The sequence below is a fragment of the Vibrio sp. D431a genome (genome assembly GCF_030248655.1).
GTDB lineage: Bacteria > Pseudomonadota > Gammaproteobacteria > Enterobacterales > Vibrionaceae > Vibrio > Vibrio alginolyticus.
Genome location: NZ_JAHGAP010000016.1, coordinates 41,090 through 62,317, shown reverse-complemented (window position 1 = coordinate 62,317; position 21,228 = coordinate 41,090). Strand labels below are relative to the sequence as shown.

17 protein-coding genes are annotated in these 21,228 nt (G+C 44.8%); 5 read left to right on the top strand and 12 right to left on the bottom strand.

The window, feature by feature from the left end; all coding sequences use genetic code 11:
- Window positions 1–35 precede the first annotated feature (35 nt).
- The 6 genes from KJB35_RS15160 to KJB35_RS15135 all read right to left on the bottom strand — a co-directional run bounded on the left by KJB35_RS15160 (window position 36) and on the right by KJB35_RS15135 (window position 7,969).
- Entirely contained in the window at window positions 36–584 is a 549-nt protein-coding gene (locus KJB35_RS15160; protein WP_005377712.1) for a hypothetical protein, read from the bottom strand.
- A 251-nt stretch (window positions 585–835) separates the two neighbouring features.
- Window positions 836–2,611: an ABC transporter transmembrane domain-containing protein gene (locus KJB35_RS15155; RefSeq protein WP_169644495.1), complete on the bottom strand. Its 1,776-nt coding sequence runs from the start codon at window positions 2,609–2,611 to the stop codon at window positions 836–838.
- A gap of 3 nt (window positions 2,612–2,614) precedes the next feature.
- Window positions 2,615–4,354 (bottom strand): ABC transporter transmembrane domain-containing protein, encoded by a 1,740-nt coding sequence (locus KJB35_RS15150; RefSeq protein WP_005389070.1) that lies wholly within the window; start codon window positions 4,352–4,354, stop codon window positions 2,615–2,617.
- A 271-nt stretch (window positions 4,355–4,625) separates the two neighbouring features.
- Window positions 4,626–5,117, bottom strand: coding sequence for a type II secretion system protein (locus KJB35_RS15145; RefSeq protein ID WP_005377704.1), 492 nt, complete (start codon window positions 5,115–5,117; stop codon window positions 4,626–4,628).
- Between the two features lie 204 nt (window positions 5,118–5,321).
- A complete protein-coding gene (locus tag KJB35_RS15140) occupies window positions 5,322–6,665 on the bottom strand; it encodes a sodium/glutamate symporter (protein ID WP_213866544.1) in 1,344 nt (447 codons plus the stop codon).
- A gap of 425 nt (window positions 6,666–7,090) precedes the next feature.
- Window positions 7,091–7,969 (bottom strand): LysR family transcriptional regulator, encoded by an 879-nt coding sequence (locus KJB35_RS15135; RefSeq protein WP_025766692.1) that lies wholly within the window; start codon window positions 7,967–7,969, stop codon window positions 7,091–7,093.
- Window positions 7,970–8,072: 103 nt separating this feature from the next.
- Here KJB35_RS15135 and KJB35_RS15130 point away from each other — a divergent pair, with 103 nt between their 5' ends.
- Both KJB35_RS15130 and KJB35_RS15125 read left to right on the top strand, forming a co-directional pair.
- Window positions 8,073–8,360, top strand: a complete 288-nt coding sequence (locus KJB35_RS15130; RefSeq protein WP_025766691.1) for a putative quinol monooxygenase — start codon at window positions 8,073–8,075, stop codon at window positions 8,358–8,360.
- A gap of 11 nt (window positions 8,361–8,371) precedes the next feature.
- Entirely contained in the window at window positions 8,372–9,349 is a 978-nt protein-coding gene (locus tag KJB35_RS15125; RefSeq protein WP_025766690.1) for a Gfo/Idh/MocA family protein, read from the top strand.
- 84 nt (window positions 9,350–9,433) lie between these two features.
- Here the strand turns inward: KJB35_RS15125 and KJB35_RS15120 are convergent, their stop codons facing one another.
- Window positions 9,434–10,120 (bottom strand): DNA-3-methyladenine glycosylase I, encoded by a 687-nt coding sequence (locus KJB35_RS15120; protein WP_005377694.1) that lies wholly within the window; start codon window positions 10,118–10,120, stop codon window positions 9,434–9,436.
- Between the two features lie 86 nt (window positions 10,121–10,206).
- Here KJB35_RS15120 and KJB35_RS15115 point away from each other — a divergent pair, with 86 nt between their 5' ends.
- Window positions 10,207–10,401, top strand: a complete 195-nt coding sequence (locus KJB35_RS15115) for a hypothetical protein (protein ID WP_005377692.1) — start codon at window positions 10,207–10,209, stop codon at window positions 10,399–10,401.
- 85 nt (window positions 10,402–10,486) lie between these two features.
- On the opposite strand, the gene KJB35_RS15110 is transcribed toward KJB35_RS15115, so the two are convergent.
- Genes KJB35_RS15110 through KJB35_RS15100 form a run of 3 tightly spaced genes read right to left on the bottom strand, consistent with a single transcriptional unit; the run spans window position 10,487 to window position 15,964 of the window.
- Window positions 10,487–13,312: an Hsp70 family protein gene (locus KJB35_RS15110; RefSeq protein WP_025766688.1), complete on the bottom strand. Its 2,826-nt coding sequence runs from the start codon at window positions 13,310–13,312 to the stop codon at window positions 10,487–10,489.
- Between the two features lie 55 nt (window positions 13,313–13,367).
- The gene (locus tag KJB35_RS15105; protein ID WP_025766687.1) at window positions 13,368–15,332 is read right to left on the bottom strand and encodes an Hsp70 family protein; all 1,965 of its coding nucleotides are present in this window, start codon (window positions 15,330–15,332) and stop codon (window positions 13,368–13,370) included.
- Entirely contained in the window at window positions 15,332–15,964 is a 633-nt protein-coding gene (locus KJB35_RS15100; protein WP_005389474.1) for a DUF2760 domain-containing protein, read from the bottom strand. Before KJB35_RS15100 ends, KJB35_RS15105 begins: the two co-directional genes overlap by 1 nt.
- Window positions 15,965–16,255: 291 nt before the next feature.
- Here KJB35_RS15100 and KJB35_RS15095 point away from each other — a divergent pair, with 291 nt between their 5' ends.
- Window positions 16,256–17,797 carry a sensor domain-containing diguanylate cyclase gene (locus KJB35_RS15095; protein WP_005377686.1) on the top strand — a complete coding sequence of 514 codons (1,542 nt, stop codon included), beginning with the start codon at window positions 16,256–16,258 and terminating at the stop codon, window positions 17,795–17,797.
- Between the two features lie 83 nt (window positions 17,798–17,880).
- Window positions 17,881–18,411, top strand: a complete 531-nt coding sequence (locus KJB35_RS15090; RefSeq protein WP_054701434.1) for a 3'-5' exonuclease — start codon at window positions 17,881–17,883, stop codon at window positions 18,409–18,411.
- Window positions 18,412–18,652: 241 nt separating this feature from the next.
- Here the strand turns inward: KJB35_RS15090 and KJB35_RS15085 are convergent, their stop codons facing one another.
- Window positions 18,653–19,093 (bottom strand): TerB family tellurite resistance protein, encoded by a 441-nt coding sequence (locus tag KJB35_RS15085; RefSeq protein WP_017820644.1) that lies wholly within the window; start codon window positions 19,091–19,093, stop codon window positions 18,653–18,655.
- 189 nt (window positions 19,094–19,282) lie between these two features.
- Window positions 19,283–21,223 carry an alkaline phosphatase D family protein gene (locus tag KJB35_RS15080; protein WP_213907950.1) on the bottom strand — a complete coding sequence of 647 codons (1,941 nt, stop codon included), beginning with the start codon at window positions 21,221–21,223 and terminating at the stop codon, window positions 19,283–19,285.
- Window positions 21,224–21,228: the final 5 nt, after the last annotated feature.

Sequence of the window (21,228 nt, the reverse complement as noted above, 5' to 3'; positions counted from 1 at the left end):
TATAAATAAACACCCCTAACTTTAGGGGTGTTTATTTAGAAATCGGCTTTACGGACAAAGTGCGGGTTTTTGTACTTTTTCTGCGGACCAAACGATGATACGACAAGTTTGTTCCATAATGTTTTGTCAAACTCACCCTTTGGAATCGAAGGGTAGAGGGTTTCCTCTTCTTCTCTTGCAAAGTTCATATATTGTTTCTTTTTAATTTGATTGTACTTTTTGGCGATCTGGTTATGTTTTCTTACCCACTCCAGCTTGTAATTGTGGAGCACTTTTTCACCATCTTCGAGACTCATTCGAGATAGGAACAGTCGCTTGTATGAGACCTTTCTGTCCAGCATTGTGCGCATAACGGTTTGGATATATTTACCGTGATGCGTAATGGTAATGTCGTTTTCATCAATAGGAGTGACACACCAGCCTTTAGGTAAAAAGTCTGGCTTCTTAAATTGCTTATTACGCTCCATTAGCGCCTGATGTAAAACTAAATCAGAGGTGCCGCGGAACGTCTTTTGCCATTTACCGATACGAATTTGAATCGAACCAGGCAAGCGATAGATGTTAGTAAACTTATCTTTGTCCATGGACTTGTGTCATGAGATTAATGTGCATAATTAGAAAGCGGAATTCGGCCCAATGCCACAGGCAGTAGACTTAAGTACCGTACGATTTTACAACGACCTTGCGTGATATAGCGAGGGGTTATGTCAATAATAGGTAAGAAATAGAAAATTAGTTTACATTATGAAGAAATTGGAAGCTAACAAGGCTAAATTTTGAAGTTACACCAATTATGCCCATACCAACTAAATAAAAAGAAGGCACGGGCATAAAATCACACCGCTTCTTCGAGTTGCTTGGTGTCTTCTTCAATCTGTTGTAGATGTCGGTTTGCTTGCTGTAACTGATACATTTGAGCATAACGACCATTTTGCGTTAAGAGTGCTTTGTGTGTGCCTTTCTCGACTAACTCCCCATGATGAAGAACAATGATTTGGTCTGCATCTAGGATAGTTGAAAGCCGATGAGCAATAACAACGAGCGTCATGTCTTGTCTGAGTACCGCCAAGCTCTTTTGGATTAAAGCCTCTGTTCCTGAGTCAATATTTGCGGTTGCTTCATCTAATATCAATATCTTAGGTTTTACCACGAGCACACGTGCTAACGCCAAAAGCTGTTTCTGACCCGCAGATAAATTAGTTTCGCCTTGACCTAACTGCGTGTCTAGCCCGTTAGGGTAACGATGAATTTGTTCTGCCAAACCTACCTTGTCTAACGCATCCCATATTTGATTGTCATCAACCGCCCGACTGAGAGAGATGTTTTCTCTGACTGAAGCAGGGAGAATATGTGGATCTTGTTGAACCATTGCCACATCTTTGCGAAGTACGTCTTTCCCTAATGTTTTAAGTGGACGACCATCTATGAGCAGTTCACCACATTGAGTTGGATAAAAGCCCATTAACAGTGACGCTAATGTGCTTTTACCGCTTCCTGTATGCCCGACAAGCGCGATAAAGTCTTGGTGGTTGGCCTTCAACGAAATGTCTTTTAGGACGTCCTGTTTACCATCGTAGCTAAATGTGAGGTCTTTAAGTTCGATAGCACCTGACCTTAATGGTTGATGATCGCCCCCGTAAGTTTGTTCTTTCGCATCAATCAATTCAAAAACACGTTCGCTTGATACTAACGCCTGCTGAAGTAGAGCAAGTTGCTGAGTCATCTCAATTAGTGGTTCAGTAACTCGCGCAAGATAACTGATAAATGCATACAGTACCCCCACACCAATCAACTCAATACCATTAAAACCAAAGATCGCAACCAAGCAAAGCAACGCAAGACCAGCGAGTAAGTCCATTAATGGTCTTAGCAGATAGCCGTTTAGCCGAATCACTCGTTTAGATGCCACCAGATGCTCTGCGGTTAGCTCGTTGAACTGTTTATTAAAACGCTCTTCTTGTTGCATTAATTGGATGACACTCATCCCTTGAATGGATTCACTCAGATTCGCATTTATATCGGTCAATAGGTCACGCATCTTTCGGTAGCTTTCTGTACTTAGCTGCTTAAACAAGTACATAAAGCCGATGACGATCGGCAGCAATACAAGCACAACGAGTGTGAGCTTCCAACTCATGAAAAACATAACGCCAAGCATTACGACAATCATGACCACGTTTTTCACCACGGTCGCGATCAAAAGCTCATAAAATTGCTGTAAAGATTCCGTATCGTTGGTGATTCGCGACACCAATTTTCCAGCAGGAGTGTAATCAAACGCAGATAACGGCTGCTTAATCACGCCAGAAAATACTTGCTTACGAATCGCTTTGATCGTGTTAGCCGCGACAATGCTAAATTGCAATGACTGAAAATACTGGAATGTTGCCGATACGATCTGAAGAGCGATATAACCTACTGCTAGCGAAATCAGAACATTTTGTGAATAGTCACCTTTAGCGATGTGCTCATCAATGAAATATTGAATCAACCAAGGGCCGCCAGCGCTGGCTAACGCAGCAATAAACAGCAAGGCGAGTCCTTTAATCATTGGCTTTGGTTGAGATAATGGGTAAGACATTAACCGTTTAAACGTGCTGGTCTGGTTCATTCATTATTCCTCCATCGCCTGCTCTAGTTTCTGATACTCGAACATCTCGGCGTACCAGCCTTTATGCGCTAATAAAGCGCTATGTTGCCCACGTTCAGTAATGTGTCCGTGATTCAATACAATGATCTCGTCTGCTGCTTCCAAAGCGGTGAGGCGGTGCGCAATAACGATTAGGGCTTGATCACGGTAGTGTGTTTCCAAATTCTTAAGGATTTGATGTTCGGTCCGTCCATCAACAGCGGAAAGTGCATCGTCCAAAACCAACACTTGGGCATTCAGCAGCATAGCGCGTGCTATCGCAATACGTTGTTTTTGCCCGCCGGAGAGTGTAATGCCTTTTTCACCAACTTCTGTTTGGTAGCCTTCAGGAAACTTCTCAATATCGTCATGTATACAGGCTAACTTTGCTGCTCTATAGACTTCTTCTTTCTCTGCATTAGGGTTGCCTAAGGCAATATTGTCGAAGATAGATTTGGAGAATAGAAACGGACTTTGGTTAACGACAGCAAAGCGGTTTCGCCACTGTGGAAGTAGGGCATCCTTGATCTCGACATCACCGAATTTAATTGAGCCGTTTTCTAAATCATGTTGACGCAAAAGTAGTGTTAACAGGGTCGATTTTCCGCTTCCTACAGGCCCTGCAACTCCCAACATTTTTCCGGGTTCAAGTTCGATGTTTACTTCCGTCAAAGCGGGCGGTAAATCACTAGACCAGTGGAAATCGTCGATATCAATTTTTAACGGAAGTGGTTTATTTTCTATTGGCTTATTACCACTGATAATTTCTGGCTTTTCATCAAAGATCTCTTGTAGTCGGTTCCATGCAGCTGAGCCTCTTTCTAAAATGTTAAATAGGAATGCGAATGCCAGCATCGGCCATATCATCAACCCTAAATACATCGTAAATGCGGTCAGATCACCAAGCGTGATCTCACCTTTATCAACAAGGTAAGCACCAGCAGCGACACTAAGAAGGAAAGAAAGACCGATGGTTAACTGAATTGCCGGGTCAAATCTAGCATCGACTCTTGCAACAGCGATGTTCTTTTCGCCAGTATCATCCACAACCTCTTCAAAACGTTGCTGCTCTTGGTTTTCTAATCCGAAAGCACGCAGCATTCGCACGCCATTAAGTGACTCTTGTGTCATGTCTGACATGGTAGAAAAGGCTTCCTGAGCGACACGAAAGCGTTGATGTAGGATGCGCACAATAAAGAAGATGATGATGGCAAGAAATGGCATTGGAAGAAGCGCCATTACGGTGAGCTTCCAGCTTACTTGCGTTACCATAATGATTAAAACCGCAATACCAGTGATCAAAGAGTCTGCGGCGGTTAAAACCCCTTCGCCGGCTGTCATAACGATATTACGCACATCATTAGTGCCACGAGCCATCAGATCCCCCGTCTTGTAACGTTCAAAAAAACGAGGTGGCTGTGTCGATAAATGCCTATATAGACGGTTACGTAGAATGGTCCCGAGCTCCCAGCTTGCGCCGAAAAGCCAAATTCGCCATAAGATGCGACACCCATAAATGGTAAAGATCAGTACAGTTAACCCTGAGAGCCATAGAATCAGCGTATTTGTATCTAAAGTGTTGTCTACGACGCCGTCAACTATGATGCCAACTGCTTTGGGCGGAACAAGCTGTAGTGCTGATATCACAGCGAAAAGCAGAATGGATCCGACATAGTGCCTCCACTTTTGTTGGAAATACCAACGTAGCTGCCAGAATATTCTCATTACGCCTCCCGCTTTAAATTATTGAATTTGTTATAGAACTATTATTGAGCGAAATGATGAGTTTACAAGCACAAGTTATAGGCGGGTTTAAAAACGATAGATTGTTTCAATTATAGCCATGTGTCGGCGCAAATTACTGGTTTTATCTCTATGAGCTAACTGTGCGACGACATTATGTGAAATAGTTGTTAATGGTTGTTTTGGAGCCATTACCTTGCAATAACGATGAAGACACCAAAAGTAAAAGTGTTACTGCCACTCTATATGGGAATTAGCAATCGTCAGTTTGTATTTTGTATTTCACTTGGCCACCAGGAGTTTCTGGGTAGTAAACTTCGACATAACACATATGTTCTGGACCAACAGGCTTGTTTGCAAAACCAATAAGGAAGTAGGGCTCGTCTGGGCTATCTACCCCATACCAAGTGTTAATAGTGAGTTGCGGATCAAAGCCTGCTAGCTCTTTTGCTGGAATAACATTTTTGATAAATCCAAAGTAACCAATTAGGTCGTTATGGCCGTCATTATCTAGATCAATGTTATATTGTATGCCGCCATCTACTGTCTCTTGAGATTGAATCACTGCTTTGGTGTAGACAAAGTTGTTGGCGGTCATGAGTGCTTCTCTGGCTCCATATAGAACCGCAACTCTGGCATCTTTTTGTAAGCCAAGAAATTTAGGAAATGCAACGACGCTTACAATACCAAGAATGATGATGCACACAATGAGTTCAATAAGAGTAAATCCTTGAGAGCGACGCACAGCCTTTCTCCATGTTTTAGAAACGAATAGGCGGCTATTCTGATATAGAAACTTTCAGGTCAAGTATTAAAAAAGAATGATAGTAAGAGATCGGGATTGCAAATCTCAAATATAAAACAAGTTGCTTATCTTCGAGATGAGGAGTGATTTTGATAAAAACCAAGGAATGAACTCGAGAGGATAAAATCCTCCCGAGTAAAGCGACTAAGATTCGTGTGTCAGAGCACTGCGGTTACGTTTAAAAATGAATCGCCAAATAAATAAGACAATTGCGATGTAACCTAATCCTACACCAAGCGCTTGCCAGTGCATGCCGTTATACATCGCGATTGGCATCAAAGAGATGATGAAGATGTCAGTGATTGAGCCAGGGACATAAGCGATGGCGTAATCATCAAGCACCTTGCTACGCATTTTTGGATCAACAATACGAAGCAAGGCAATACCCATGGCAACCGTACCGGTTAACCAACCCCAAGAGAAAATGCCTTTCTCGAACCAATCTTCTCCCATGATACGTGGGGCAACCCAGAAGATTAGCCATAGTGTGAAGGCGATACCGCCGATTGCAAGCACTACCATCGGCATTAAATACTGGGCTAAGACGGTAATCTTGATGGCTGAGATACCAAAGATAATCAAATAATCGGTACTGATGCCCGCAGCGTGTTTGAATGCACCGTCACAAAGATAGCGTGAAGCTTTCGTTTGTTTCGCGACGATTCGCACGAGCATGCCGCCAAGGAAGCCAGTTACAAACGTCGGGATCTGCACCTTATCGTGGAAAGAAGACAAATAGTTGGCGGCGACATAAGAGAAAGCGGTTACGACAACCACTAGCGCAGCGTGAATCGCGAAAGAATCAACCGACAGGGAAGACATGGTGTCTTTCATTACCGGCTCTTGATCATCAGGCTTAACAAGGCCTTTGCGTTCGTGTTCGTCCATGCTGTCGAATGTCGTAAAGCTACGAATCCAACCCATCTTCAATGCGAATTGCAGCATGAGCATGCCGACAGAAATCGAGATGAAGATACCCACGGTTGCGAAGGTTAAGCCAAGTGTGAAGCCATCTTCCCAGCCAAGTCCCGTGAAGATTTCACCAACAACAGAGGCTGAACCGTGACCACCCATAAAGCCCGCAGACATTGTCACACCAAAGCCGGGATTAATCTCTGGCCAGAAGAAGGTTGTGAGAACTAGACCAAACATTGCCGCAAACAACCACTGAGAAACAGAAGCGATTTGGTTAAACGCCCACAATGAGCCAGCACGCTGTGCGACGGTTTTAGGTGATGGAACATCCGTTGCCAGACCTAACGCAGAAAAAAGTGCAGCAGTTAATAGGCTTGCGTTAGCGGTAAACGTATCGGTCCAAGGCAGTACGTCTAACAGGGCTGGTCCAAAAATTAGACCGAATAATCCTGCGAGAACCGCCGATGGAATGTACATACGCTGTAGTAATGGCGCGTGAACGCGAATGACTTTTGCCAAAATCAATAGTAAGCCAGCGATGGCTAAGTCAGTCAGCATTAGACCTTTAGGCATCTTATCCTCCAGTAAATGCAGTCAAGGGGTAGCGTCCTTGTGACCTACCTTGAATAAAAATCTCTCTCAAGCCAAAAAGCCACATACGTGACTAAAAGCGTTGAGAAATCAATGTCGTTTTCATAAGCAAAGGAATGTGCTTATGCAATTTGAAATGAGTGTAAATGTTGTGATTGCACACGAACAGGAAGAGAAATTAGATTAAATTTCTCGATATTTTTTGATAGTTCACTCAGGAAAGGCGGCAATCCTAGTCACTTTGTCAGAGCAATGCAATTGGTGTGAATCAATAAATTATGCCTAGTTAATGGGTGTCTCTGACTAACAACATGAAAAATAAAGACAATTAACAAGCAATAATATTTGTCATATCGACAACAAAAGTTAATTAAATGGTTAAATTGTCGCCGCTTTATGGGGTGACGTTATGGATTCACATGAGAAAGAACAAAATCGACCAAGGTACGGTTTTTAAGGGAAAGCTGTTTTGAACGGTAAAGCAGGTGGATAGGTTTTGGCTTGGGAGCATGTTGCTGGAGAATTTCTACCAAGGCACCAGATTGAATTTCCTGTTCAACTAAGATCTTTGGTTGAAGAAGAACACCAGAGCCTTTTAACGCGGCAAACTTAAGCACATCACCATTATTAGACGTTAATCGGGTGTTGCTGTTTCCAAAGGTATTAGATGGCATGTTCACCACCTGTTGGCTTTCCCCTTGGTGGTACTGAAATCCCAAACAATGATGATGTTCAAGGTCATCAAGCGATTGGATAGGGGCATGCAGCTTAAGATAAGAGGGTGAGGCGCAGTAAGTCATGTCGTATTGCCCGAGTTTTCTTGCAACTAACGATGAATCGACCAACTCACCAATACGAATAATCACGTCTGCTTCGCTTCGATATGGGTCAATCAAACTGTTATCCAACATTAACTCAACGTTCAGTTCGGGAAATTCTGCTAAGAAGTCAGCCACGATGGGCGCAATCACCTTTTTACCATAGGTAACTGGGCAGTTAACTTTTACTGTTCCAGTTGGGCGGTTGATCAGCGTCTGGATTAGGTTCTCTGCGTTGGTGATGTCTTCAATAATGCGGTGGCACTCTTGATAGTAGAGTCTGCCAGCTTCGGTCAAGGACTGTTTGCGCGTGGTGCGATGAATCAGCTGCGTACCTAAGCTTTGCTCAAGAAAGCTCATGTGCTTGCCAACCATGGTCGGTGAAATATCAAAGTGGTGTGCTGCATTACGAAAGCTGCCGTGTTCGACCACGTAAGCGAAAACTTTCATGCTTGTTAATTTATCCATTGCACACCCAGAGTTGATAAAGAAATAACTAAAGCAGAGTTTATCAATCAAATGAGGTTAATTACAGTGGGCGTATGATTAAGAATGGAGAAAGAGAGCCATCATGAGCGAGACGATTTTTGTTACCGCCGAACTGAAAATGAATGCCGATAAGCCAAGACAACAAGTGGTTGAAGCCATTGAACAATTTTGCCTTGATATGCAAAGCGAAGCGGGGTGCTTGCAAGCGAATGCGACCTACGATTCTAAAGCTCCACAACGTGTGATTCTTTGGGAGCGATATGAAAACCGCGCCGCGATTGAAGCGCATTTTGCTATGCCGCATACACAAGCGTTTATTGCGGCTGAAATGGCAGAGTTAGTTCAAGCATTCGAAACCCAAGCTCAATAGGAGACGTGAACATGAAATGGGGCATTTTAGGCACAAGCTTTATCTCAGGAGTCATGGCTGAGGCAATCCAAGGAGATGACAAGAGTGAACTGTACGCGGTTGCTGGGCGTTCGGAGCAGAACTTACAGGCATTCGCTGAGCAATATGGCATCGAGAATACGTTCAACGATTACGATGCGTTGATTGCTGATGAGCAAGTCGACATTATTTATATCGCATTGCCAAATCACCTTCATCATGACTTTATCGTCAAAGCGGCTGAGCAGGGCAAAGCGATCCTGTGTGAAAAGTCACTTTCGGTAGATATGGAAAAAACCGAGCTGGCACTTCAAGCCGTAGAAGCGCACAAGGTGTTCTTTGCTGAAGGCTTAATGTACTTGCATCACCCATTGATCAGTGAGTTGGTTTCGGTGCTTAAATCGGGAGAGATTGGTGAACTTCGCTCCATCCATACGTCTTATATTGCGTCGATTGCGCAGTTTGTTAATCCAGACAGCAAAGGTGCTTTGTATAACTTAGGTTGCTATCCAATGTCATTAGTGCATTTGGTGGTTAAAACCATGTTGGGTGAACAAACCTTTGAGAACCGTTCAATGAAAGCGATTGGCCGACGAGGTAATGATGGGAATATCTGTGAGTCGAGCTTGATGATGCAATTTGGTGAGCAACAAACGGTGAGCGTACATACTGCCGAAGATCATGGATTGAAACACCAGTTCACCATTCTGGGTAGCAAAGGCTGTATTACCTTAGATTCAAACCCATGGCTACCAACGCAAGATAACCAGTTTAGTGTGGAAATTTACGAGACGTCGAAGCGGGAAGTGTCTGTACCGGCAACTGGGGACGCTTTCTTCTATCAAGTGCGCAATATTCGCCAAGCGGTTGAAGAGGGGCGTACCTCGTTAGAAAAACCTTGTGCAACATGGGAAGACTCTCACCGTATTATGCAGCTACTGACTGAGTGGGAATCACTGGCTTCAAAGTAAGTGTGTACTTGAACCAATGAACATAAAAACGGCGCACTAAATCCAATGATCAGTGCACCGTTTGTATTTTGGGTTCAGTCTGGATTAAATGCGATTATCGCCGGTACTGAACGCAATGATTTGGCTGATCTCAGACAGGCTTCTACCACTTTCTTGCTGCCATTGAACAAACGCTTTGTTGGTTGCATCGAGCGATTTTTTCGTATCTTTCCCACCTTCAATGATCTTGCAATTACGCAGGTAAGCTTCCACGTCGCTAGACAAGATAAAGGTATCAACGCCCATTTGACGAAGTGTGTAAGGGCCAGTATTTCCGCCTAGGCGATTGCCGCGTTTCTTCAAATACGCCCATAGGTCGGTGATTTTCTCTTGCGGCCAATCAGCAACCATTTTGCCAAACGAGCCATATTCGATTTTTGCTTCGTGGATCATACGAGCGTTGGCAGGAATCGACATGACTTTAGTGAGGTGGCGAATGATGCGTTTGTCGGTTGCTTTGGTTTCCCATTGCTCATCTGACAGCATCAATAGCGGCTCAATCTTAAACCCAAAGAACACTTCTTCGAAGTTCGGCCACTTGTTGCGAACCACGCTCCACGAAATCCCACTTTGGAATACCTTCATCGAAAAAGCGGCTAGCCAACGGTCGTCGGGAATCGCTGCCAATTCTTCTTTGCTTAGTGGATGAGACAAAAGCGCTTCAAGTTGATCTTCACCACCTTTACGCTCGGCAGCGCGCTGATAAATCGCGTCAAATTTTTCGATACTCATAAAAGAAGTTAGTCCTAGTTTATGTCGATATTTGTGAAACATACTACGCTTAAGTGGCTGAATCGTAAATTGATGGAGTGTCACAAATGAAGAAGGTCACATTAACGTTTGTCGGGGAAGGTTCGGATCGTATTGCAGAAAAATTCTATGCGTGGATGACGGACGGTGGGTTAGAAGACAGCATGATTGAGAATTTATCTGACCGTGAAATCTCAGTTGTCGGCATCAGTGATATGGATAATGAAACGCGTGATGTGGTAATCAATACGGAAATGAACTAACGAGTCGACTATCGTCAGCAAGCAGAATCAGATAAAACAAAGCCCTTCACTCGAAGGGCTTTGTTGCGTTTATAAGCATGGGAGCTTAGTTGTTTACCAGCGTCAGACCGCTTGGCAGTGCATCACCGAAGATACGCTTCGATTCGCTCTCAGATAACTCTTTGACTTCTTCAACCAGTGATATCCAAGATTCAGGCACCTTGCTTTGCTTCAACTTAGCCAGCACTTGCTCACGGTAGTCGTCAGAGATATCGAATAGGCGGTCGCCCGTCTTACGACAAATCATTACAGCTGCAAACGCGATCATTGGCTCTTTCTGCCAGTTCTGCTCTAACAGCTTAGGCAACCACTGTTCCGCTTGTTCACGAGGAACGACGTTATGCTGACTGCCATACAAAGGCGTACGTGATGCCAAGCGCCCCATTGCCCACCAGTGTGCTTGTTCAAACTGGTTATGGTTGATGGCTTTGCTCAAGAACCACGTTGCCAATAGAACTTTGTCTTCGACTTCTAGATGCTCCAGAGAGGCTGACAAACGTACCATCGACTCGTAACCCATATCTTGTGCCGCTTTGGCGGATTGTGGGTTTTTCATCGCACCAGGATGTAGGTATTTCGCGATGTCCGCCAAGATGGTCTCTTGTTGCTCTTGGCTCAAGCCACCTGCGATACGACGCCAGAACACCCACCAGTCGGTCCAACCTTGATGGTTCTTAAACTGAATGTTTTGTTGGTAGAGACCCCAAACTTGCTCAATACGCCATGAGTCGGTTGGATCGCCAAAGCCAGGACGCAGTGCAAAACCTGCCAAACGAAGCCAGTTTTTCTCGTGTTGTTCAGAACGGCGACGACGCTTACGACCTTGTGCAAAGGTATCGAACAGTTGACGTAGGGTCGTGAAATCCCACTCGTCACGTTTGCCAAGTTTCTTCTCAAGATCTTTGGCTAAGGTTTTGATCTCTTTGCTTTCTGCACTTTTCTTGTTACCGCTGTAAAGGCGAGCGATCAGCTCCTTACATTCATTCAGTTTAGGGTGAAGCTTAACTTGCTCGCTGTCATCGGTTTGCTTGTTACGAACTTCGAACTCCAGCTCCCAACGTTTGCTATCGTCTTCTGCGCTGACACATTCCATCTTAAGCGTACCGACTTCGGTCAACTGACACGCCAGTTGCACTTCTACGCGCTCTTTCTGGTTGGCTTGCAGTTCGGCACCTTCACCTTCAAGGGTGGTGATATAAGGCGGCAGAGGAGCAAATAAGTCAGGATCAACGTCCACCATCACACCGTTTTGAATGGAGGTGTTATTGGTTAAGGTGTCGTGGGTAGAAGTCAGCAGGTTAAAGCGAACGGGTTCACCTAGGGTAAGCGAGAAGCGACGACCACTTAAGCGGATCTCATGACCTTCTTCTGTACCTTTTGCGAGCAAACAGAGCGCTTTGCCCATCTTGTTCTTTTCTTGAAGATGCAAGAAGTAAGAACGCGCTGCGCCACCACCAATTTTTAGCTGTGCACCACGACGTGCTTTACCAAACGCAACAGCACCTAGTGCAACAGACCAATCTGGATGTGGGTTATCTAATACCGTAACCGGAGCGCCGCGCCAATCGGACAGTAGGGTAGTGACACGCTCAGTCACAAGTTCACTATTGAACACACCACCGTTAAGTAGCAAACCTACCGGAATGGCATTTTGTTTGTCGTCTTCAATGCCAAGAGCGGCACGAGCAACTTGTTGGTGCTGAGTTAAGAACTCGGCAACGTGCTTGCTCACTGCTGGGTCAGCAACGTATGGAAGACCAAACTCGACAACGGCGCTGCGGCGTTTGTCTGGTACTTCACTGAAATCAGAAAGCGGGAAGAAGCCATCCAAAGCGATTTGGTGCACTTCTTGTTTGCTCAGCCCAATACTCTTTGTTCCGCCAAGAAGTTTCGAGCCGCTGCCCAGCATGGTGATCTTCACTTCTTCAGGTGCACTCGCTGAAAGCAAGTTTTCTTTCGCTTTGCGAGTTTGCTGAATCAGCTTAGTCAGGCTTGCAGCAGTGAGCTTCTTACTTTGTTCCCCTTTATTTTGAGAAAGGCGGCTCTCCGCAAGGTGCGCTAATGCTAAGTCGAGGTTGTCACCGCCCAGCATTAAGTGTTCGCCAACACCAATACGATCAAGGGCTAGTTCATCTTGAGAAGAGAAACTGGCTTCAATCAAGCTCAAGTCGGTAGTACCACCGCCCACATCACACACCAGAATCAGCGGTAACTCTTTGAGTTCATCAGCTGCGGTTTGCTGGTGGCGTGCGTACCAGTCGTAACATACGGCTTGTGGTTCTTCGAGCAGGACGATTTTCTTTAAGCCTGCCAACTCCGCGGCTTCAAGCGTGAGCTTACGAGCGGTTTCATCGAACGATGCTGGAACGGTCACAACCACATCTTGGTCTTCTAACTTATTGCTAGGGTGACGGTAGTTCCATGCTTGACGAATGTGGTTGAGGTAGCTTGCGCTGGCAATGACGGGAGATACTTTATCTACATCTTGTGCACCAGCCCAAGGAAGAATGTCTGAGCTACGATCCACTGCTTGGTGCGATAGCCAGCTTTTAGCACTGGATACCTGACGTCCTTCCACCTTAGCGCCTAATTCACGAGCCCATTCACCCACGATCACATTACTAATGTCGCCAGATACAGGTTCGTTTTCCCAAGGGAGTGTTAGGTCAGAAGGGGAGATTTGACCAACCGCTGGGTGATAGCGAAAAGAGGGCAGCAATGGTTTACGAACCACTTCACCCGGACCAATCAATTGGTCGATGTCGAATAGGGATACTTCGGATTGTTCAAGGTTGTCGGTGATTTCACAATACGCCACCACAGTGTTTGTGGTGCCAAGGTCAATACCAACAAGAAAACGAGGAGATGCCATACAAACCTTCGTGTATTTAAAAACGGCACCCGATTGGATGCCGTTTGATTTCTATTTATTCTTCTTCGTTTGAGTTGCTTTTCGCGTCTTCGCGCACATCGAACTCAACATGCCATTTTTGACCGTTATCAGCGGCAATGGCTTCTAAGTAAAGCGTACCAAGCTCTGTGACGCGAGAGGCTAGGGTTACTGGAACCACTTCACCTTCACGACGACCTTCAGATACAGGCAGCGTTACTTGGATTTCTGGAAGCTCTTCAAGCTCTTCTGGTGCCCAGTAGTCTAGGTGAGTACCTGCTAGGTCATCACGACGAACGGTTGAGCCGAAGAATTGGAAGTTAACCGGTTGACCAATGATCAAACCAAACTCTTGGCTTGGTACGTCAACGCTTGAACCTTCTTCCATACCAAATGGTGCAACACAAAGTGCTTCCATTGGAGGCGCCATGCCCGGAATCGCTGGCATCGCACTTTCGATACCCACATAGTACGCCGAAGCAATACCACCACGGATACGAACGCCTTGTCCACGACGTACAGAGCCGTAGTAAGCCGCACCGCTAGCAACCGCAAGGTCTAGATCTACACCTGTTAGGCGTTTTGCCATTTCAGCATCTGCTTCAATTAGCCATTCGTTGATCGTGTCTTCTAGACGAGTTGCTAGAAGTTTCGATTTCAGAACACCACCGTTGAATAGGATTGCGGTTGGCTTGATGAAGTCAGCTGATTGCGCTGCATCCGCACCTGGCATACCAGGCATGTTAGCGAATGGATTGAAATCTTGAGCTGCTGCTTCTGCGCCATTTCCTGAAGCAGAAAGGGCATTAGCTTGCTTAGACAAGAATGCAGCAATGTGACGAGTGATGCCTGCATCTTGTGCGTAAGGCAGACCCATTTGCGTTAGTGCACCACGGTTACGTTGAACAGGGTGGTCAGTAATCGCAACTTGAGGGAAGAAGCCGTCAACCAGTGTTTGTTGTACTTCTTCTTGAGTCAGTTCTGTTTTCAGCGTTGCGCCAAGCAATTTAGAACCACGGCTTGGTACTACGATTGGCACTGACTGAAGTTCGCTGTCGTTCAATAGCGCTTCTTTCGCGTCACGACATGCGTGCGTCATCGCCTGAACTTGCCATGGCTGTAGCTCTTTGCCTTCTTGCGCTAGCTTCATCTTCAAGCGGTACGCAAGTGCAAGATCCATGTTGTCACCGCCAAGTAGGATGTGTTCACCTACCGCGATGCGGTTCAGAGTTAGGTTGCCATCGTCTTCAGTTACTTCAACCAAAGAAAGGTCGGTTGTACCACCACCGATATCGACCACAAGCACGATGTCGCCAACTTCAACTTCGTCGCGCCATTTGTCGTCGCTGTTATCGATCCAGTTGTAAAGCGCAGCTTGTGGCTCTTCTAGAAGCGTTAGGTGCACAAAACCAACGTTGCGTGCTGCTTCTGCTGTTAGATCGCGAGCAGCAGGGTCAAAAGAAGCAGGAACTGTAATAGTTACGTCTTGATCGGCAAGGTTGTGATTTGGATTGGTGTGATTCCAAGCGTCTTTTAGGTGCTCTAGGTAAAGCTCTGTCGCACGAAGAGGGGATACTTTTTCCACTTCTTCTGGGCTACCTGCTGGTAGGAAAGCATCACGACGGTTCACACCAGCATGGCAAAGCCAAGATTTTGCACTTGCAACAAGGCGAATTGGCGTTTTCGAACCTAGGTTACGTGCAATTGCACCAACCAGAGCTTTTGGCTCGCTCGACCACGGAAGAACGCGTGATTGCGGGTTCATTTCGTGCTCGTGCGGCTGGTATAGGAAAGATCCTAATTGGCTGCGAGTCTCTACCGTGCCCGGCGCAGTCAACTGCGGGATAGGCATCACTTCAACGCGAGCGTCCTCGTTGTGTGTATCAACAAAAGACATGACACAGTGTGTTGTACCTAAGTCGATACCAACACTGAATTTAGGCGTCTGTTGAGTTTCAACAGACGCTTCTTGAGAATGGTTTTCTTGGTTCATGTGTTCCATTACAGCTCAACCTCAGCTGGAGCGATCACAGAAGCATCGTAGTTCTCAGCAAGTTTAGGCAACGTCATTGATGTTGCTTTCCAGCCTTTGTGAACTAGCGTGCCGTTGAATGGCGCGCTGCCTGTTACGTTGCCAGTTAGGCGGATTTCTTGTGGGTTGAAGCCTTCTTCAACCGTAATGCGAGTTTCTTCGTCTTCGTTACGAACATGCGCTAGCGTCACGTAGTCGTTCAGTACTTTCTGACCGCCAGTGTGGATTACGCGAGCGGCTGCGCCTACTTCTTCATCAGAGAATGACGTTAGGTCTTCTTTTAGGAAGTCAATCAGGCGAGCTTCTTGTTGCATGATAGAAAGCAGCTGCATTGCAGAGTCCGTTGACGCGGTTGCAAGTTTTGATTCAACTTCCACCACTTTTTCAACGACTTTCTCTACTTCCACTACTTTTTCTACTTCAACGATCTTCTCAACTGGTTTCTCAACCTCGACGATTTTCTCGACTGGTTTTTCTACCACTTTCTCGACCACTTTTGATTTGCGCGACACTGCAACTAGAAGAAGCAAAACGCTCGATGCGGTTAGGCCAGCGTGAAGCATATCGAACGTTTGAGGAATTAGGTTCAAATCAATGTTCATGACGTTTTTTCTCTTTCTATTGATTTATTGGTGCTCAGTATTGGCTCATATTTGTTCACTAAAACGATCGTCTTTGCGATCTTGCACCAAGTTTAGACATTAAAATGATGACGGATGGTAGCATATTCAAGGCTTAAGGCTGTAATAATTCGTGACTATACCGTACGAACAGCGTGAAAAATCGACGATCAGACTCCCCAATATAGGTTGTTGCTTGATGTTTGTGCATTGCTAACGCAGTATTTCAATAGATCCCGAAGTTTAACTTACGGAAGTATCAAAAATTACGATATGACACAAAGCACCGCTCATAAGAGCTTTATAAAACGACATTCAGACTCTATTTTAGCTTTTTTGGCGACTTTATGTGTCACTGCTGGTGTAGTTGGTGCTGCTTATACAATGCAGCAACGGTATACACAGACTACGTTTGATACTTTAGCCGACCGACAAGCAGAATCACTTAAAGCAAACGTCGAGAATGATCTAAAGTTCATTGGTGCGGGCGCAAACTTTTTCCATTCGATTGAGCGAAGCTATTGGCCATCGTTTCCGATGTATGCGGAACAAGTGATTAACAGCTCGCGAAGTCTCATTGGACTTCAATGGATGCAAAAGGTCGAATTCGAAGATCTTGATGAACATATTTTAAAGACCCGTCAAAAATTTCCAAACTTCCAACCGTTTACCGTTCCTAAAGATGGTCCCAAAACCTACGGGTACATTTTTGAACACAATGAGCCAATTTTCATCGCGTCGGATATCTACCCAAGAACACCGGAAAACCTTTCTCTATTGGGTTTCTATTTTTCGCGCAAACGCTTCGATTTAATCTTGGATGATATTTCCGAAAATGGGCGAGCGAATGTCTCGGATAAAGTTCGCTTACTGCAAGATGGTTATGACAAGTCCATACCTAAGACTGGGTTGCTGGTGTTCCATCCAGTGTTCGACTTCGAGAACAAATATTTATTAGGAGTAGTGACCGGCGTTATCCGAAGTACGGTTTACTTTGAGGATTTGATTACGAAAACCGCGACGGAGCTCGATATGTCGGTGCGCGTAGAAGACTTGGGATTCGACGCAGCAGATGACCCTGTTCTCTTTCAAAGTGCTAGCTGGGATAACATTCGAGGAACCGTTATAAGCCGAACCATTCAACTGCCTAACCGTGAATGGCGTATTGACTTTAAGCTTTCTGACGCAGTCTCAGCTTGGGAGCGTTCTATTTTAGCGGGCACGACGCTAGCCGGATTGGTAATCGCCTTTTTGATCAGTTGGATTGTGAATTTACAGTCTCGAGAAAAAGAGCGCTTAGCGGTCATGTTGGAGCTCAAAACCGTTGAATTAAAAAGAATGGCAGAGCGAGACCCTCTAACTCAACTACTGAATCGCCGAGCATTCAACGATCATTTGCTTAATCAGATAAACAAAGGTGTTAACTTCGCCTTGGTTGGTTTTGATATCGACCACTTCAAAGTGATTAATGACAAACACGGCCATTTAGGTGGAGATGAAGCGTTACAACATGTCACTAAGCTGGTCAGTGCTAATTTAAAACCGGGAGATAAGTTTTACCGAGCTGGTGGTGACGAGTTTTGTATTATTTCTAAAGTCATTGATAGAGCAGTGCTAGAAGCTTACCTAGAAAAATTACGGAGTGTTGTGGCAAGTACGGCTTTTGATTATGGTGATGCGTCAATCATCTGTACGTTGAGTATCGGTGCGGTTATCCATAAAGAAGAAGATCCTGAGAGCTTGTATCACAAAATGGATAGTCAACTCTATTTGAGTAAAAAAAACGGCCGTAATAATGTGTCGATCGGCGATTAAATGGGCGCACAAATTCGAGTTTTACGCCGTGTTACGATAGAATCGCACGCTTTAAATTTTTATGTTAGGAACCAAGGCAAACTATGAACCATAACCGTATTGTATGCTTCGATTTAGAAATGTGTTGCTGGAACGAAAATGGCATCGGCAGCACGGGTGAAATTATCGAAGTGGGGTTAGCTGAAATAGATTTGTCTAAAGGTGAGATAGTCAAGCGTGCTCAATACTACGTGAAACCAGAACACGATGAAGTGTCTCTGTTCTGCGCTGAGTTAACGGGCATCACACCACGTAAGATTGAAAAACAAGGACGCCCACTAGAAGAAGTGCTTAAATCCATGGTTAAGAACTTCGGTGGTCGCAACAAAATCTTTGCATCTTGGGGGCGAGATGACCTCATTCTTCTAGAAGAGTGTAAGCAAAAAGGTATTGAAGCACCGTTCACAGAGTTCATCAACTTAGCGACACTCTACCGTATTCAAAATCGTCTTAAAGATAAACGTATAGGCCATCGAGCCGCTCAAGAAGCAAAAGGAATAGACTGGGAAGGGCGTCAACACTCTGGCTATGTAGATGCATACAACTTAGCTAAGCTTGCTTTGACCATGTTTTAGTTATTCGAACCTAGCTAGCTTGTAATTAAATTATCATCCAACCATTGTTGTTTTGTCATGCAGTCTGTTTAGTGTGGAAAGAGCTAAACACATACCTTGACCAGTATTTTAATAACAATGTCGTTGGCTTATTGAAAAACGCGCAGAGTGCGCGTTTTTTTATGGCTACAGAAGCGATATCTGTTGTCATCCTAGGGGTAGCTTAGAGTTAGCCAGCGACTTATATACTCATCTCCTCACTTTACTGAGACTGTAACTTCGCTCGAATGAACTCGCTGTGATCAACATAGAGTAGCTCTGCTGTTTTACGGATCACCGCGTCTTCTAGCGGGTCAATTTCGCCGTCTGCGTAAGCGACTTCCCACATGCTTTTGATTAAGTTGTAACGAGTTTCTTGAGTCAGTTCTCTTAGTTGAGAGGTAAAGTCGTACAGCGAAGCGGAATCTTTTATTTTCTGTTGCGCTTGCTCTAACAAAGTATTTGATTCTTCTTCATTTAACGAAAGCAGTTTCATCAATAAAGAGCGCTTTGTTTCTTGTTCTCTATCATCGACACTATGGTCTGCACCAGAAACTTCACAAAGCAAACACGCGATAGCCATGTTAGGGGAAAGTGTGTTGGTTTGGCTTAAATCAGAGCCATCAATGAGTTGTTTAAATAATGATGTGAGAGAATTAAACATAATGAACACCGAGCTATTGTTTATTTGGTTAACATGGTAATAAATACGGAAGATCTCAAGGTGCGATACCAAATTTAGCACGCCGTTGACATTTAAGCACGGCCACTTTCTCCCCAAAAAACCTAAACTCCTGAGTTAGTTTAAGGTGACTTGCCTCTTACAAAGGGCAAGTCATTTTGGGATTGATACTCAGCTTTCAGCACGTGTCGGTGGAAAATGAACTTCGTCACCATCACTCGTCAGAATACTAATTTGACTTGGTTTGCCTTCATCATCAAGGCGTAGCTCACCAATGGCACTATGGTTAACCAAGCGATAAAAGTTGTGCGTACTTGGTGCGCGTTTGTAAATCTTGAGTCGTTTACGTTTTGTGAACCAGTTTAAAGGTGAGCGAGGGCTGTATAGCAGTCTATCTAGGCCATCACACATATTGAGCAGTTGTGTAGGGAACTGATTTTTAATTCCACTACAGGTGATTTGATAGATATTCGGACTGTTTTTTCGATAGCGGAGCTTAATATCGTATGCAAAAGAGTAGTGCACGTCGCCAGAGAGAATAACAAAGTTAGTTGGTGTCTTTGTGTGTGTGAAAATACTAATAAGAGTATTCGCACTTCCGGGGTGAGCCATCCAGTTTTCAGCATCAACCATCAATGGTTTACCAAGCATGGTCACCACACGTTGTAGTGCTTCGATAAATTTCACACCAAACATTGGCGCGGCAGAAACAATAACAACCTTGTCTTGATGCACGAGCTCCTGATGGAACTCAATCATCGCTTCCCAGTCCATTAAGCCAGAAGGTTTGTTCATTTTAGACTCAGAACGCCAGCGTCTGGTTCGTGTATCTAGCACGACAACTTTTGGTGTCGTAGGAATGGTGTAGTGCCAATTCTCAAAGCGATACAAATATTGAATAAATGCATCTTGGGTTTGCGAGGTTCGCTCATCGATAAAGCGTTGAGCGAGGCTCATAAATTCATCATTGAATTTTTCTGGCGCATTTCCCCAACCTTGGCAAAGCCAGTAAGCAATCAAGCTATTACCGATAATGCGTTTTGCAAACGTGTTGCTGTATGCGGCTTGTTCCCAGCCTATGGTGAGATTCCAATCGTCGGTGACATCGTGATCATCAAAGATCATATAGGTTGGAATGTGAGCGAGTAAGCGTTGAACCTTGTCCAGACCTGCGACGAATTTATCAATTTGTTTTTTTTCTTCGCGCCATTGCTGCTGCCATTTCGGTTCAAGAACTTCTCCGCCGACAGTAAATTCGTTTTCTAATAAACGATCCGTTCGAACAAACTTCCACAAGGTCGGAGACCAAACCAATAAGTACATTGCAAAGCACTCAGCAAAGCTTATTAGGTGATTCTCACACTCTTTGGCGCTGAATATTGGTGTCCCTCGGTGTGGAAAAAACTTACTTAGTAAACTGTCATCACTCACATAATGGGGCAACAATTTATCTCGACCATAATAGCAAGCAGGGTGTTGGTAGAGGTCATTGGTATTTTTTATCGGAGCTTGATCGAATTCTTCGCCTGGCAAACCCAATAAAGCTATGACTTGCTCAATGGCATCGAGAGTGGGGCCTGCAACATGGTCTGCATAGATTTGATCACCACTCATGATGAGCATATCCGGTCTTTCTTCAATGGATTGAGACGCGATTTTATGATCCGCAGCGACCAATGTATCATCACTGAAGTGATGGGGATTACGGCAAGAGCCATGTAGGAGATAATCCGCTTTTTCACTAACGAGGAACTCAATACCCAAGTTTGGCGTATTATCTCGCTCATAAGTCAGGTGAGGGAGCAGTTCCGTCACTAATCCATATTGCGTTTTTATTTGATAGCGTAACGCTTGATGGGTTGGAAACTCGCCTTCTAATTTAAGTAAGCAACACCACGCATTGAGGCCGATTTGAAGCTGTTCTTTTTGTTCACTTAAAGGGGCTTGATAAAGGATGGAGGCATTTTCATCCGTAATTTGCACCATACCCTCCAAGCGTTGGGTGGTGACTAGCCAAATATTGATTTCAGTTGCAGTCACTTTACGTAGGATCGGACCTGCAACGACAAGAGGAAGTGAAGAAATTTCAGTCGTGTTCATCAATGCTGGCAAAACGG

Bases quoted from the DNA above. Each gene is read 5' to 3' on its own strand.
- KJB35_RS15160 (WP_005377712.1), bottom strand. From the start codon at position 584: ATGGACAAAGATAAGTTTACTAACATCTATCGCTTGCCTGGTTCGATT.
- KJB35_RS15155 (WP_169644495.1), bottom strand. From the start codon at position 2,611: ATGAACCAGACCAGCACGTTTAAACGGTTAATGTCTTACCCATTATCT.
- KJB35_RS15150 (WP_005389070.1), bottom strand. From the start codon at position 4,354: ATGAGAATATTCTGGCAGCTACGTTGGTATTTCCAACAAAAGTGGAGG.
- KJB35_RS15140 (WP_213866544.1), bottom strand. From the start codon at position 6,665: ATGCCTAAAGGTCTAATGCTGACTGACTTAGCCATCGCTGGCTTACTA.
- KJB35_RS15135 (WP_025766692.1), bottom strand. From the start codon at position 7,969: ATGGATAAATTAACAAGCATGAAAGTTTTCGCTTACGTGGTCGAACAC.
- KJB35_RS15130 (WP_025766691.1), top strand. From the start codon at position 8,073: ATGAGCGAGACGATTTTTGTTACCGCCGAACTGAAAATGAATGCCGAT.
- KJB35_RS15125 (WP_025766690.1), top strand. From the start codon at position 8,372: ATGAAATGGGGCATTTTAGGCACAAGCTTTATCTCAGGAGTCATGGCT.
- KJB35_RS15120 (WP_005377694.1), bottom strand. From the start codon at position 10,120: ATGAGTATCGAAAAATTTGACGCGATTTATCAGCGCGCTGCCGAGCGT.
- KJB35_RS15115 (WP_005377692.1), top strand. From the start codon at position 10,207: ATGAAGAAGGTCACATTAACGTTTGTCGGGGAAGGTTCGGATCGTATT.
- KJB35_RS15110 (WP_025766688.1), bottom strand. From the start codon at position 13,312: ATGGCATCTCCTCGTTTTCTTGTTGGTATTGACCTTGGCACCACAAAC.
- KJB35_RS15105 (WP_025766687.1), bottom strand. From the start codon at position 15,332: ATGGAACACATGAACCAAGAAAACCATTCTCAAGAAGCGTCTGTTGAA.
- KJB35_RS15100 (WP_005389474.1), bottom strand. From the start codon at position 15,964: ATGAACATTGATTTGAACCTAATTCCTCAAACGTTCGATATGCTTCAC.
- KJB35_RS15095 (WP_005377686.1), top strand. From the start codon at position 16,256: ATGACACAAAGCACCGCTCATAAGAGCTTTATAAAACGACATTCAGAC.
- KJB35_RS15090 (WP_054701434.1), top strand. From the start codon at position 17,881: ATGAACCATAACCGTATTGTATGCTTCGATTTAGAAATGTGTTGCTGG.
- KJB35_RS15085 (WP_017820644.1), bottom strand. From the start codon at position 19,093: ATGTTTAATTCTCTCACATCATTATTTAAACAACTCATTGATGGCTCT.